The following is a 13,852-nucleotide window of genomic DNA, read 5'->3' as shown; positions in this document are numbered from 1 at the left end:
GGCTTTCGCACAGGCTTGAGCCGCGCCTCTGGGTCCTGCGATCAACCCCTACTCAGAGCATGGGAGTCATCTGTCATGACCAAAGTCGCAGTCATCGGTGCCACCGGCAGGCAGGGTGGCGCGGTCGCCGAGCTGCTCCTGGACCACGGCCACGAGGTGGTGGCGTACGTACGCTCGGCGGAGTCGCCCGCCGCGCGGGCGCTGTCCGCCCGGGGCGCGCTGATCGCTTCCGGCGACCTCGGCGATCCCGACGCGCTCCAGCGGGCCTGCGCGGGGACCGACGCCGTCTTCGGCCTGTCGGTGCCGTTCGGCGAGGGCGGCAAGGACGAGGAAGTGGCCCAGGGCCGGCTGCTCGTCGACACCGTCACTCGTCTCGACGCCCACCTGGTGTACTCCTCGGTGCGGGGCGGCGACCGGACGGTGGCCACCAACGTCGACCACGCCGACAGCAAGCAGCTCATCGAGGCGTACCTGCGCGAGCAGCCGGTGGCCGCGACGGTGCTCGGACCGGTGTACTTCATGGAGAACGCGCTCAACCTCGGCTTCAGCCGGCTCGGCGACGGCGTGCTCGCCAACCCGCTGACGCCCGGCAAGCCGCTCGACCAGGTGACCGTCCTCGACATCGCGGGCATGGCCGTGTACGCCATCGAGAACCCCGGCGAACTCGTCGGCGAGCGCGTCGACATCGCGTCCGACCGCGTCAGCGGTGAGGAGGCGGCCCGCGTCTTGAGCGAGATCCTCGGCCGTGACGTCCCCTACCAGCAGCGGACTGCGAGCGCCAGGTCACCGCCTGGACCCGGGTCGTCGAACATAAGGCCGCCCGCGCGGCCGCGAGGAACCCGCCGCGCAAGGGCAGGCGAGTCGCACCAAGGGCGGCGTGTCGGCCGAACCGCGTACGCGGGCAGGGTAGGGGGCCTGTCGTGCTCGTGTCTTCGCCGGCGGCGACCTCTGGCGGCAGTGGCAGCCAGGCATTGGTCGGGGACACCACTGTCGGTCTGGCTGATGCCATCCGGTCCGCTGGCGATCACGGAACGGCGGATCTCCGTCTCCTGGCAGTCGCGTACTTCCCAGGCAGCATGGCCCATGGAGATCGCGCTGGGCGGAGAAGTCCATCCAGTGCCGCGCATGAACCCCCCGTGCAGCGCAAGGGCGGTGTCGCGAGGTGATGTGTACAGGGCCGCCAAGTAGAGCTGGGGCCTACCGCCATCTCAACCTGGGAGATCTCGCTTCTGGCCAGATCGGCCACTACGGTGTCCGGCATCTACAACTGGGTGTCGCAGCCTGGACGATCGCACCGACAATTTTGGGAGACGCCGATGCCGGACAGCCCCGACGTGCCGGACGACGTCCTCGACCGCCTCCGCGCGCTGTGCCTCGCACTCCCCGGCGTCTACGAGGAACAGGCCTGGGTCGGCACCCGCTGGCTGGTCCGCAAGAAGACCTTCGCCCACGTCCTCGGCATCAGCGACGAGTACCCGCCCGCCTACACCCGCGACGCGCCGTTCGTCGGGGATGCCACCGTCCTGACCTTCCGCTCCGACGGTGCCGAGCTCGCCGCGCTCGTCGGCACCGGCCACCCGTTCTACAAACCGAGGTGGCACCCGCAGGTCGTGGGCATGGTGATCGAACCGGACGCGGACTGGGACGAGATCGCCGAGCTGCTCATCGAGAGCTACTGCCTGCGGGCGCCGAAGAAGCTGGCGGCACAGGTTCCCCGGCCAGGTCCCGCAGCCGGCGGACCGGGCTGAACCACAGGAACACCGGGCACACCAGCGTCAGCAGGCACGCCACCCACAGCGCACCACGCGAACCGATGGCCGCCGCGATCCCGCCACCCAGCAGCGCGCCGAACGGGATCGCGCCCCAGGACACGAACCGCACGGTCGCGACCACCCGCGACAGCAGCTCGGGCGGGCTCTGCACGGTGGCCAGGACGACGAGGGATGCATGCTGTCGCTGTCGTATTGGTGCGCTTCGGGCTGCCACGGCCGGATCGAGTCCCTCCCGGCGGGCCGCCCGCACCTAGCTCAGGCCCGCCGGATGCTCGAGAAGTGCCGCGTGAGTTCGTAGCCGGTCCTACTCAGCGTCCTGTGCCTCGATCAGGTCGAGGTCGCGGACGCAGAAGCCGTGGTGCTCGAAGGTCTCGTTGAGCACCGTGCCGAGGCACTGCCGCACCGAGCGGCCCCGGGCGTACGGCGGCCAGACATCGTCGTCGGGCACCGGCGCTCGCCCGGCGAGCTGCTCAGCGGTGACCTTGTCGAGCCAGGCCTCGAGCTCGGCGGCCTGTGCGTCACGCACGCTCACGATCTCGTCGAGGGACGGATCGAGCGAGAGGTCAAGCCCGTGCGCTCCACGGTACGGCTCGACGGTCGTCCCGATGCCCATCGGCGTGAACAGTTCCGTCGAGCCCAGGCAGCAGCGGCGGAACCACGAGTCGTGGACGAAGACCAGGTGGCGCATCGTCTGCACGGCCGACCACTCGTCGTTCACGCTGCGGCGCTCGATGCCGGGCGTACGACGGATTCGCTCGATCGTGGCGGCCCAGCCGGCATGGAGCTGACGCGCTGCCTCGCGCAGCTCGGCAGGGTCCTCGGAGCGGATCAGCAGCCGCACCGGATTACGCCGGTTGAGCTCTGCCTCGACGTACTCGGTGACCTCGACCCCGTTCACCACGAGGTTGGTGATAAGCCCGTCGATCACGGCGTCCTGCATGACGACGCCGATCAGGCGTGCCCCGGTCAGATCGCACTCGCGGAACTCTGCACCGTGCAGGTCCTCGTCGACATATCGTTTCATGCTCCGCATGCTAGGGCCGAGTACTGACAAACTGGCCTCCCTGACCCCGCGACCTCCATCCCATGGTGCGGTCGGCTCGGGGGTCAGAGTGTGGCGGAACGAAAACGTACGCTAAGCCCGTTCGCGCAGGTCAGCCATGGTGCTCGATCGCCGGTCATTCAGGCCGCTTGGCGTACGTTCCCGTTCCATCACAGAGCGCTGATGCGGCTTCTCGGGTGTTCACACCTCGGGGGTTCGGGTGCGTTCGAGGACGCGGTAGACGGTTGGTCGGGAGACGGAGAACACCTCGGCGAGGTCGGCGATGGTGTAGCCGCCGGCGTCATACATGCGGCGCAGTTCGGTCTGCTGGCGCACTGACAGCTTGGGCTGCTTGCCACGCAGCTTGCCTTTGGCCTTGGCGATAGCCATGCCCTCGCGGGTTCTCATCCGCAGAAGATCGACCTCGAACTCGGCGAACACGGCGAGCATGTTGAAGAACATCTTGGACATGGGGTCGGACGGGTCGTAGATGTTGCCGCCGAGGGAGAGTTTCACGCCGCGGGTGACGAGGGTGTCGCCGATGTCGCGGGCGTCGGGGACGGAGCGGGCGAGGCGGTCGAGTTTGGGGACGACGAGGGTGTCGCCGGAGCGGACGGCGGCGAGGGCCTGGTCGAGTCCGGGCCGGTCCCGGCTGGTTCCGGTGAGTCCGTGGTCGAGGTAGATGCGGTGGTCGGGGACGCCGAGGCCAAGAAGGATCTCACGTTGGGCGCTGAGGTCCTGTTTGTCCAGACTGCATCGGGCGTATCCGGTGAGGGTGTCGCTCATGAACCCTGAGTGTAACGTTTAGCCCCCCGTCACCGGACATTTCACCGTACAGCCTTAATAAGACGACCTTTCGCCTGGCCGACTCTCCCGATCCGAGATTTTCGGGAGTGTCCGGTGGGGGGACCCCTAACGGACATCCAAACAACGACCGCCGAGATCTGGATCAAGAAGTTACTCGCGGGTACCGCCAACGGCTGTCCGCAGGTTCCTCAACCCCGTTCTTGGGGAGCGGCGGGTTGTAGCGGAGCTTGCCCTCCGACCGGAAGGGTTCCATCGGGTTGTGGTGTGCGTTCGGCCGTCGCCCCTGCGGACGGTTCCGTGGTACGGGGTTGACCAGCGGCCCCTCGCCGCGCTCGATCCAGAAATAGAAGGCGCGCACGACCGCGTTGCTGTGTCGGATCGTCCGCGGCTGGTAACCGTCGTCCAGGTGCCGCTTGCGCGTGACCGGGTTGATCCGGCCGGCCAGGGCCCTCGTTTTCGTACGCGGCGAACGGGGTTGTTTGGTCGCGGCCTTCGCCCAGAGCACGAAATCCCGGTTCTCCACCGACGTGGCCCTGTCCCACCTCACCCCAACGGCTTGAAGGAACCGCCACCACCGCTGCAGCGCGTAGGCATAACTCCGCACGCTGCCGCCCGCGTTCCCGGAGACGACGAAATCCCGCAGGAACTGTGCGACCGGCTCCACCGGCTGTCCGCTGGGATCGAGCAAAAGCCATGGCACTGTTCCCGGTGCAGGCACGACTTTGCCCCAGGGCTCGAGCCGGATCGTCGCGATGTCGCGTTCTGGATGATCGAAGCTTGCCAACGCAGCCTCCTACCTGGCTGGACTGCGTCAGTTCTAGCTGGCCATGGATCCCCTCAGGGATGGACACGCGGGCCTTGGCCTGCGTAGTTCGGTCAACGCCTCGAAGTCCCGGCGCCGCATCTCGGCGTGCTCGGCGGCCTGCTCAGGCCCGAGGAGCTGATCGCGGCGGACCTGTTCCATCAGGTCTTCGTCCTCGGCCAGGGCGGCGATGTCGGTACGGGCGTAGCGATCGAACCGGCCGGGCTTGAGGTGCCGCTCGGTGGCCACGCACTCCAGGTCGTACTCGCGCCAGCCCAGGACGTCGGCGGCCTCGCGCATGGTCAGGGAGCTGGCCAGCCAGCCCACCCGCTCGGCGACGACCTCGGTCAGCACGGCCAGGCGCTCAGCATCGCCGGGAATGGCGCGCAGCGCGGCGACGTCGTACAGGTCCCAGCCCTTGTAGTCGTCCACCACGCTGGTCGGCCCGCGCTTGTTCAGCTCGCCGATGTCGGCCTGGTCGACCTGCAGACCGGTTAGCTCGGCGCACCGGCGGGCGCCGAGCGGTTGCGGCGGGATCTGCTCGCGCAGCTGGCTGGCGTGCTCGGTCAGGGTGTCGGCCTGCGTCCTGGTCCAGTACGGCGGCCGCGCTGGGTCGGGGATGAGGCCGGCCTCGCGGGCGCGCCGCCAGTCGCCGAAGCTGAGGTCGAGCACGCCCATGAGCTGGCTGTCGTCGAGCAGGTCGGGGATCATGGCCGCCAGCTCGTCGCGGCGGGTCACCAGGTCGTCCACCGTGCTGCCGGACCAGCGCGGGATCTTCATGTCGCAGGGCGGGATGACGCCGGCGGCCACGGCGCGGCCGAACTGGGCCTGGTTCCAGCCGAGCGCGGTCTGCAGCTGGGCGGCGGTGTGGGCGGTCGTCCGGCGCGGCTTGGCCGCGGCCGGCGTACCGGGCTCGGTGGTCGGCGTGGTCTGTTGGGTGTCGGTCATAGGAAGCTCACCCGCCCGACCACCGCGAGCAGCTCGCCAGCGTCGCAGGCGGCCTGCAGGGCCGCGTCGCTGGAGTCGGCGGCGGGGCCGGCCAGCAGCATGTGCTGGGCTCGGTCGACCAGGTCGAACCACTCGTCGGGCAACGGCACCGCCTCCGGGGCCTGCCACAGCATGACGTCGTCGAAGCCGTCGGCGTCGATGTGCGCGATCGTGGCGACGGAGCGGGCGTCCCCGTCAGGTCCAGCCGTCGGTCGGGTCGAAGCTGTACGGTCCCGTACGGGGTCATGTTGGTGTGAAAGAGCGGGGTTAGGCCCCGCCGGTCGAGACTACGCGGGGTCGACGAAAGCGTAGGAGGGCCAGGCGAACTCGTGGCATCTCGCCCAGGACGTACGGCCTTCCCTGACGTAAGGGCCGTACGCGTAGTAGATGCTGTAGTCGTCCTCATGGCATTGGACCTGTACCCGTGCCGTGAAAGGACAGCCATAGATCCAACCGGCTCCGCCGAGTTGAGCGACATCGTGGCCGGTATGACAGACGTCCGCGTGCGCCGGGAGAGCGATGGACATGAGGGACGAAATCGCGGCCAGTGCAACTGCCGCTGCCGAGGCGCTGAGCTTCCCGATGAACTTCACAGTTTTCCCCCGTTTCGAGGTGATCGAGAGGTCCATGGCATTGAGGCACTGGTCCCAGGCGCTGCTGGGGCGGCGCAGGCCCACCTCGTCCGCCGGAAGAATTGCTTGTTCTGCTCTTGGTAATCAGATGTAGTCGTGGCCGAGTTGTCCGTCAACCCCGATCACCCGCCGCGTCCCCGCTTAACCCCGCTCCCCATCCGTCACCACGCCCCGCCTGCCCGAGAAGGGTGATGGCGTAGGGGAACGTGACACCGGCACTATGTACAGTGGGCGGTCTGTGGGGCGACCACGGCTGTGGAGAGCGCCGCGGTCGTGTGCGGCCGCGCCGGACCGCGACGCTGCTGGCGGTCATCAGTAGCCTGGATGCCGAGGCGATCGACGACGCCCTCGATCTGTTCGCTGCTGATGGCCAGCAGGTTGATCAGCCCGGCTCGCCGTAAGTCCGGCAAGGGGCGACTGCGGATGCTGCCCGGGCTGGAGCGGGCCTTCAAGCTGGTGGCCAAGGCCGGTCGGATGCTGGTCGCCCAACTCGGTGGGGCTGGTGCTCAATGCCGTGGTGTTGCGGAATTCAAAGTGTCGGCAGGGGCGAGCGGCGCGTGCGGGAGCGGCTGCTCGGCAAGGTGGTCGAGGGGGCTACGTGCCGGTGGCACTGCCCACCGCGACATACTGCTGCGTGCCTTACGTGCCTGACAAGATCATATCGCTCTGACCTGCGAGAAGGGGCCAATAACCCAAGATAACTCTGACAGTCAGGCCGTTCCGGCGTCCAGGCTGGTGCCTCGCGGTACGGCGTCCGGGGACAGGTCGAGCCGCAGGCGACCATTTCCGCATGGGGTGGCGCCACCGGCCGCGTTCGTGGGCGACGTCGACCAGGACCTCGACCACCAGCTCGGGCACGACCTGCCGGTAGGTGATCGGGTCGCCTTGGCCGGGCAGGCCGCTCGCCCACCCGGCGGGCAGCTGCTCGGGCCACGGGTGGTCAGCCGCGGCGGTCGGGCGGAGATAGGGGGCCAGCTCGGCGGCCAGGTCGCGGGTGAGGCGAGTGGTCCGGCCGGCGACGCGCAGCCGCCCGCCCTTGTGCGGGTAGCGGCCGAGCAGGAAGCCCTGATGGCCGGGCGAGGCTGCCCGTCACGCCTGCCAAGATTGCTTCGGTGGATGTCCGGGACTTGTATTTCCACCAGCTTCGCGCGCCGGGCTGGTAGGGCTCGGCGGCGGCTTTGATCACCAGTCCCTCGATGCCGTGCGCGGCCAGCGAGGTGAACCACAGGCGCGCCTCGACCGGGTCGTCGGTCTGCATGGACAGCGCGAGCGGGCAGGCGGCCGGGATGCCGGCGAACAGGCCCTCCAGGTGCTTGCGCCGCTCGGCCAGAGGTTGGGTGCGGATATCAACACCGTTGATTTCCAGAAGATCGAAGAGCACGAGGTGGGTGGGTTCCACTATCGACAGGTGGCGGGCGTGGCTGCCGCCCACGCGGCGCTGCAACGCGGCGAAGTCGAGCCTGCCGGCGGGGCTCCAGCGGACGATCTCGCCATCGACGATCGTCCTTTTGGGAGGTGTTCCCATACCGCGAACACGACTTCGGGGAACATCTCGTTGAGCCGGGTGCCGTGCCGTGAACAGAGCTGTACTCCGCCGTCCTTGTCGGTCCGGGCCAGAGCCCTGTAGCCGTCATACTTCGGCTCGTAAAAGGCACCCCCCGCGCCGAGCCGACGGCTCGGGCAGGTAGTCGACGGCCAGTGCCAGCATGGGGCCGGCAGTGCGAAGCGTAGCCATGATGCTCCCCTCGAGTTCAACCGACACAGGGGGTGCGATGAGGGAGTTTACCCAGGTCAGAAGCGGTGCACAGTCAAGCCAAAGCAAAGCCGCTGGTTGGCCTGCGGCGGGTCGTGTCGGGGCATTGGGGGTCGGCCTGCCAGCCTAGGCAGGCGCCAGTACCACCGCGGTGTTCTTCGACGAGCGCGCTACCCGATCTGATGGGTTTTGACTTGCGGTGACCGGATGGTCCGGATGCGATAGGAGCTGTCCAGCCGAGCTCGTCCATTCGCGTAACCCTGTCAAGATCAGCTATCACGTCGTGCCGGAGGGGGATGACGTGGTGGTGGTCCGGGTCGACCTCGATGATGGTGGCTTGGGTGATGCCGTCCACGTGGCCCGCGAGCGAGTGCACACCCTGGTGGGCCTGGCACGCTTTCGCACCGGCAGCGACACCTGGCAGCCGCTGAACGGATGCCTGCAGGGGTTCTTCGGGGCGTGCGGGCTGATCCTGCTGTTCTCGATGTCGATGGGGTGGCTGGTGGCTCTGGTGGGTCTGCTGGCGCGCAGCCCGGAGAGCGTCGTCGGCTGGGCTTCGTGATGATCATCCCGCTGACGTTCGGGAGCGACGTGTTCGTGCCGACGGCCAAGCCGCCCGAATGGCTACAGGTATGGGCGAAGGTCAGCCCGATCACCCGGCTCTCTGACGCCGCTTGGGCGCTCATGCTCGGCCAGCCCGTCGGGGACAGCGTGTTCGTGTCCTTGCTGTGGATTATCGCCATCGCGGTGGTCTTCGCCCCGCTGGGCGTGTGGGCCTACCGCCGCCGCTGACGCGCCGAAGCGTGGGCGGGCGGGACCGCAGCCGCGAATAAACGGCTGGGGGAATGTCGGTGCCATTTGATACAACCGACTTTGCGGCGTCCTGGGCGGGGGCGGCATGGCTCGGGGAGGCGCGGGTGAGTGTCACAGGAGCGGTTCAGCAGGCTGAGTTCTCGGTCGTGGGGGTGACCCACGACCGGCGTGGACCGGCTCGCTGGATCTGGTCCCATCTGCGCCGCCAGCCGCTCTATCTGGCCGTGTTCTTAGTCGGAGCCATCGCGATGGTGGTTCTGAACGCGGCGATACCCGGTCTGGTGGGTGCCGCGTTCGACGCGGTGGCCGGCCACGGTGAGCTGCTCCCCATCGTGGGCGCTCTGCTGGGGATCGTGCTGGCCCGCGGGTTGCTCGACATCGGCGCGCGCCTCAGCAGCGAACTGCTGGCCAGCCGGCTCAACCGGGATACCCGCGATGAGCTCTACGTGAGTCTGCTCGGCAAGAGCCAGACCTTCCACAACCGGCAGCGGGTCGGCGACCTGATGGCCCGGGCGGCCAACGACATCAAACAGCTGCGCATGCTGGTCTCACCCGGTCTCGACATGATCGTCGACTCCGGTTCGCAGGCCTTCATCCCCCTGGTCTTCATCGCGCTGATCGACCTGCGGCTGCTGCTGGTGCCGGCGAGCTTCCTGGTGGTGTTCGGGCTGGCGCTGTGGCACTACATGCGGCAGCTCAACCCGGTCGCGACCGGGATGCGCGAGCAGTTCGGTTCGCTCAACGCCCACCTGAGCGAGGCCGTCCGGGGCATCGAGGTCATCAAGGTGACCGCGCAGGAACGCCAGGAGCGACTCCGGTTCCACCGCAACGCGCGGCTCTACCGCGACCTGTCCGTACGCGAGGGCCTGGTCCGGGCCCGCTATCTGCCGACTTTGCTACTCGCCTTGGCGATGGCCGCCGCCCTTTGGCACGGGATCGCCCTGCACACCGCCGGGGACCTCACACTCGGCCAGCTGATCGCCTTCATGGGTCTGATGACCCTGCTGCACTTCCCGACGAACGTGTCGACCTTCACCTTCTCCCTGGTCCAGCTCGGACTGGTCTCTGCCCGCCGGATTCTCGAGATCACGAACGCGGACACCGAGCTCGACCAGCGGGCCGACGGCCACACCGCGGCCATGCGCGGTGAGCTCGTCTTCGACGGCGCGTCGTTCTCCTACGCGGGCTCGCCGGTGCTCAGCGGTGTCTCCTTCACCGTGCGGCAGGGCGAGACGGTGGCCATCGTCGGCGAGACCGGTTCCGGCAAGAGCACCCTGACCAAACTGGTCCCGCGGATCTTCGACGTCGACTCCGGCCGGATCCTGGTCGACGGCGTGGACGTACGCGACTGGAACCTCGACTCGCTTCGTTCGCAGATCTCCACCATCGAGCAGGACATCGTGCTGTTCTCCCGGTCGATCGCCGAGAACATCGCCTTCGGGCTGGGTCAGCGGGCCGACCGGGAAGCCGTCGTCCGCGCCGCCGAAGACGCGCAGGCGGCCGAGTTCATCGACGAGCTCGACAACGGCTACGACACCGTGATCGGCGAACGTGGCGTCACCCTCTCCGGCGGCCAGCGGCAGCGCCTGGCCATCGCCCGGGCGCTGCTCACCGACCCGGCCATCCTGATCCTCGACGACTCGACCAGCGCCATCGACTCCGCCACCGAGGACCGCATCCAGCAGGCGATCGAACGCGTCCAGTCCGGCCGGACCACACTGCTGATCACCCACCGGCTGTCCCAGATCCGCTGGGCCGACAAGGTGCTCCTGATCCGGCGGGGCGAGCTGGTCGACTTCGGCACCCACGACGAGTTGCTCGGCCGCAGCCCTCTGTATCGGCGGATCTTCTCGCACTACGACGAAGTGGAGGTGCCGGTCTGATGGGGTTCTTGATGGACGGCCTGGAGGCCGAGGACTACGACCGCACCTACACCGATCGCGAGCTGCTCCGCCGCGTCGTCGGCTACTTCTGGCCGAAACGCTGGACGATGCTCGGCGTCGCGTCGATGATCGTGCTCGGCTCGCTGACCCAGGCGGCGGTCCCGGTGATGATCAGCTGGGGCATCGACCGGATCGTGCACGGCGGCGGCATCTGGACACTGGCCGGGGGCATACTGCTCGCCGGTGGGCTCGGCTGGGTGTTCAACTTCGTCCGGCAGTGGCTCAACGCGAAAGCCACCGGCGACGTGGTCCTCACCCTGCGCGAGGATGCCTTCGACGCCGTTCTCGAACGGGACCTGACGTTCTACGACGAGAACCCGTCCGGGCGGATCGTCAGCCGGGTCACCTCCGACACCGATGACTTCGCGAGCGTCGTCGGCCTCAGCATGGATCTGCTCAGCCAGGTGCTGGTCGTCGGGTTCGTCACCGCGCTGCTGTTCACCCGGAACGTCCCGCTGGCCCTGCTGACCCTGCTCATCGTGCCCATCGTGGTCGGCTGCGCGCTGCGGTTCCGGAAGATCGCCCGCTCCACCACCCGGCGGGCGCAGCGCTCGATGAGCCGGGTCAACGCCAATCTCACCGAAACCATGGGCGGGATCGCGGTCGCCAAGAACTTCCGCCAGGAGCAGCGGGTCTACGACGAGTTCCGCCCGATCAACGAGCAGAGCTACGCCGTACAACTGCGGCAGGGGTTCACCTTCGCGTCGATCTTCCCGCTGCTGTTCCTCGTCGCCGGGCTGGCCGAGGTCATGCTGGTCCTGGCGGGCGGCAACGCGGTCCGCGGCGGTGGCCTGTCGGCCGGTGACTGGTACCTGTTCTTGCAGGCGGTCGCGTTCTTCTGGTTCCCGTTGACGTCGATCGCCGCGTTCTGGTCGCAGTTCCAGCAGGGGCTGTCGGCGGCCGAGCGGGTCTTCGCGCTGATCGACGCCACCCCCAGGGTGGTGCAGACCGATGCCTTGCCGGTCGGGCGGCTGGCTGGGCGGATCGAGTTCCGGGACGTCAACTTCGGCTACTCTACTGAGACCCCGGTCCTCGAGAACTTCAATCTCTCGATCGAGGCCGGGGAGACCGTGGCGCTGGTCGGCCACACCGGGGCGGGGAAGTCGACGCTGAGCAAGCTCATCACCCGGTTCTACGAATTCTCCGGCGGCATCCTCCTGATCGACGACCGTGACATCCGGTCTCTGGATCTGGCCGCGTACCGCCGCCAGATCGGGGCGGTGCCGCAAGCGCCGTTCCTGTTCAGCGGCACGGTCGCGGACAACATCCGCTACCCGCGCCCCGAGGCGAGCGACGAGGAGGTGCTGGAAGCGGCCATCGGTGTCGGCGGCGGCGACTGGATCGAGGCGCTACCGGACGGCCTGGCCACCGATGTGGGCGAGCACGGCCGGTCCCTGTCCATGGGACAACGGCAACTCGTCGCCCTGGCCCGGCTGCTCGTCCAGGATCCGGCGGTCGTCGTCCTGGACGAGGCCACCGCCAGCGTCGACCCGCTGACCGAGGCCCAGATCCAGGAGGGGCTGGACGCGGTGCTGACCGGCCGCACGTCCATCGTGATCGCGCACCGGTTGTCCACGATCGAGCACGTGGACCGGATCGTCGTGCTGGACCACGGCCGGATCGTCGAACAGGGCGACCACACCACCCTGCTGGCCCGGGGCGGCCGCTACTGCGAGGTGTACAACACCTACTTCCGCCACCAGTCACCCGACTATCGCCCCGGCACCGGCTTCGTGGCGGTCACCACCTGAACCCGCTCGCTCGATCGAAGACCGTCAGCCAGCCGTGGTCGTCGACGAACTGGCGCTGATATGGACGCCGATGACGATCGCCGCACTCAGCGCGAGACAGTGACCACGTGATGGACAGCGTGACGGGCGATGTCTACGCGAGAGGCCTGTTCAGGCAGGGAGCTCCGGTGGGCCAGGGTCCACGTCCGGGTTGGACGAAGGTTCGCGTCGTAGGAGGCGGCCCCCTTCCCATCAGGCTCCGTCAGCCAGCCCAGCGGACACTGCAGATGTTCACCCATCGCCTTGGGTTCAACTGCGGCCTCGTCGAGGTTGACATGCTGTTCCTCCTTCATTTCGGCACGGCGCTGCAGGCAATGGCGGGCGACGGTCAGGCCCTCACCCGCGCGCTCCTCGGCTCCCAGGAGACGTCAGCGGAGCCGAAGGATGAGCGGGCGCCCGCCCGGTTGGGGCCGCCCGACTGCTCGTGAGCCGAAGCGGGCCCGCCGCTGGCGTGGTCGCCATCGCGATCGTCGCACAACTGCTCCCGCTCGGGCCGCGGCCGGGAAGCAGGGCGGACACGCCGGGCCTGATCACGCGGTTTCCTCGCCGGCGCGTGTTGCCCTGCAATCGGCGCGAACACGATCGTGTTGTGGCAGCGTGAAGATCTCATACCTCAAACCGGAGCAGGAACACGATGAAGAATCTCCCGATCGAGCCGGACACCGAGGCGGAGGAACGGGCTCACCTTGGCGCCGAGGTCGGTGAAGGTGGCGTCGTGCGGCCGCCGATCGACCCGGATGAAGAGCCCGGCGATTGGATCGCCATCCCTTGACCCGCCTGCCCAAAAACCACCAGTCGTCCTGAGAGGTTGCACGAGCGCATGGCGGGCGCGCTGAGGCAAGCGGCTTTCCCGGGCGGCACCCACCCTCCGGACTCTGACACCGATACCGAGGCGGACGCCCAGATGTGTGCGTTGAGGGAGATGCCATGGACGCAATCGCGCTGCTCGACCACCTCACCTCAGGCAGTGCGGACGTCAACGTGATGGCAGTGGAGAGGCTGCTTGACCGGCTGCAGGTTCACCACGCTGGTCGATCAGCCGGACACCGACGACGCCTGGGGCCCGTCCGGCTGAATTGCTCCCCCGGAGTGTCCTTCCCATCCTGCGGGTCGGACGCGCAGGGAGGCACCTGGATCCTGCACCAGCTGCGCCACTCGGTCCTCCAGCATCTCGCACAAGCCGGACGGACCGCACCCGAAACTGCAGGTCAAGAACCGCCACCAGCACCTGGCGAGCCTCGGCCACTACGGGTGGCTCGGCGAAGAGTCCTCCGCCCGCCTGCCCGCCTTCAGCGTGGTTTCGATGGCTGTACCGGGTGCCCTGTGCGGCTTCCGGCTCGCGCCGTCGCCGTCCGGTACGCGGGCTCCCCCGGAGGGCGGCCCGGCGTGTCGAGGGTCACGGGAGCCCTTCTGTGATCGCGGTGCGCAGCGGGTCGCCTTCTATCGCTCCCTGGCGATCCGCCGCCAGAGGTTCATGCCCTCCTCGATGTAGCAGACGATCGGGTCGGCCG

The 13,852-nt window shown here is 68.3% G+C and carries 14 protein-coding genes and 1 pseudogene; 9 read left to right on the top strand and 6 right to left on the bottom strand.

What is annotated here, in order from left to right; translation table 11 throughout:
• Positions 1-75: 75 nt before the first annotated feature.
• Both AB0B61_RS33095 and AB0B61_RS33090 read left to right on the top strand, forming a co-directional pair.
• Complete coding sequence (locus AB0B61_RS33095; RefSeq protein WP_358440245.1) at positions 76-1,188, top strand: NmrA family NAD(P)-binding protein; 1,113 nt, start codon at positions 76-78, stop codon at positions 1,186-1,188.
• 128 nt (positions 1,189-1,316) lie between these two features.
• Positions 1,317-1,748 (top strand): MmcQ/YjbR family DNA-binding protein, encoded by a 432-nt coding sequence (locus tag AB0B61_RS33090; RefSeq protein WP_358440242.1) that lies wholly within the window; start codon positions 1,317-1,319, stop codon positions 1,746-1,748.
• Positions 1,749-2,076: 328 nt separating this feature from the next.
• On the opposite strand, the gene AB0B61_RS33085 is transcribed toward AB0B61_RS33090, so the two are convergent.
• From AB0B61_RS33085 to AB0B61_RS33065, 5 genes are all read right to left on the bottom strand, one after another.
• Positions 2,077-2,796 (bottom strand): DinB family protein, encoded by a 720-nt coding sequence (locus AB0B61_RS33085; protein ID WP_358440240.1) that lies wholly within the window; start codon positions 2,794-2,796, stop codon positions 2,077-2,079.
• Between the two features lie 219 nt (positions 2,797-3,015).
• Entirely contained in the window at positions 3,016-3,600 is a 585-nt protein-coding gene (locus AB0B61_RS33080; protein WP_358440237.1) for a recombinase family protein, read from the bottom strand.
• A gap of 163 nt (positions 3,601-3,763) precedes the next feature.
• Positions 3,764-4,405: a hypothetical protein gene (locus AB0B61_RS33075; RefSeq protein WP_358440234.1), complete on the bottom strand. Its 642-nt coding sequence runs from the start codon at positions 4,403-4,405 to the stop codon at positions 3,764-3,766.
• 33 nt (positions 4,406-4,438) lie between these two features.
• The gene (locus AB0B61_RS33070) at positions 4,439-5,371 is read right to left on the bottom strand and encodes a hypothetical protein (RefSeq protein ID WP_358440232.1); all 933 of its coding nucleotides are present in this window, start codon (positions 5,369-5,371) and stop codon (positions 4,439-4,441) included.
• Positions 5,368-5,544 carry a hypothetical protein gene (locus AB0B61_RS33065; RefSeq protein WP_358440229.1) on the bottom strand — a complete coding sequence of 59 codons (177 nt, stop codon included), beginning with the start codon at positions 5,542-5,544 and terminating at the stop codon, positions 5,368-5,370. The genes AB0B61_RS33070 and AB0B61_RS33065 overlap by 4 nt, the downstream gene beginning before the upstream one ends.
• Positions 5,545-6,317: 773 nt before the next feature.
• Between AB0B61_RS33065 and AB0B61_RS33060 the strand changes: the two genes are divergently transcribed.
• Positions 6,318-6,443: a hypothetical protein gene (locus AB0B61_RS33060; protein WP_358440226.1), complete on the top strand. Its 126-nt coding sequence runs from the start codon at positions 6,318-6,320 to the stop codon at positions 6,441-6,443.
• Positions 6,444-6,982: 539 nt separating this feature from the next.
• On the opposite strand, the pseudogene AB0B61_RS33055 reads toward AB0B61_RS33060, so the two are convergent.
• Positions 6,983-7,797 (bottom strand): annotated as a pseudogene (locus tag AB0B61_RS33055) (RNA ligase family protein).
• Between the two features lie 281 nt (positions 7,798-8,078).
• On the opposite strand from AB0B61_RS33055, the gene AB0B61_RS33050 reads away from it, so the two are divergent.
• The 6 genes from AB0B61_RS33050 (at position 8,079) to AB0B61_RS33025 (ending at position 13,113) form a co-directional block, all read left to right on the top strand.
• Positions 8,079-8,357, top strand: coding sequence for a hypothetical protein (locus AB0B61_RS33050; protein ID WP_358440223.1), 279 nt, complete (start codon positions 8,079-8,081; stop codon positions 8,355-8,357).
• Positions 8,354-8,587 carry an ABC transporter permease gene (locus AB0B61_RS33045; RefSeq protein WP_358440220.1) on the top strand — a complete coding sequence of 78 codons (234 nt, stop codon included), beginning with the start codon at positions 8,354-8,356 and terminating at the stop codon, positions 8,585-8,587. Before AB0B61_RS33050 ends, AB0B61_RS33045 begins: the two co-directional genes overlap by 4 nt.
• 125 nt (positions 8,588-8,712) lie before the next feature.
• The gene (locus tag AB0B61_RS33040; RefSeq protein WP_358440217.1) at positions 8,713-10,491 is read left to right on the top strand and encodes an ABC transporter ATP-binding protein; all 1,779 of its coding nucleotides are present in this window, start codon (positions 8,713-8,715) and stop codon (positions 10,489-10,491) included.
• A complete protein-coding gene (locus AB0B61_RS33035; RefSeq protein ID WP_358440214.1) occupies positions 10,491-12,302 on the top strand; it encodes an ABC transporter ATP-binding protein in 1,812 nt (603 codons plus the stop codon). Before AB0B61_RS33040 ends, AB0B61_RS33035 begins: the two co-directional genes overlap by 1 nt.
• 266 nt (positions 12,303-12,568) lie before the next feature.
• On the top strand, positions 12,569-12,769 hold the full coding sequence (locus AB0B61_RS33030) for a hypothetical protein (RefSeq protein ID WP_358440211.1): 201 nt from the start codon (positions 12,569-12,571) through the stop codon (positions 12,767-12,769).
• 206 nt (positions 12,770-12,975) lie between these two features.
• Positions 12,976-13,113 carry a hypothetical protein gene (locus AB0B61_RS33025; RefSeq protein WP_358440208.1) on the top strand — a complete coding sequence of 46 codons (138 nt, stop codon included), beginning with the start codon at positions 12,976-12,978 and terminating at the stop codon, positions 13,111-13,113.
• Positions 13,114-13,852 lie beyond the last annotated feature (739 nt).

Source organism: Nonomuraea sp. NPDC049158 (assembly GCF_040648335.1).
Classification (GTDB): domain Bacteria; phylum Actinomycetota; class Actinomycetes; order Streptosporangiales; family Streptosporangiaceae; genus Nonomuraea.
The sequence above is the reverse complement of the archived record's forward strand: the minus strand, read 5'-3'. Positions and strand labels throughout refer to the sequence as shown.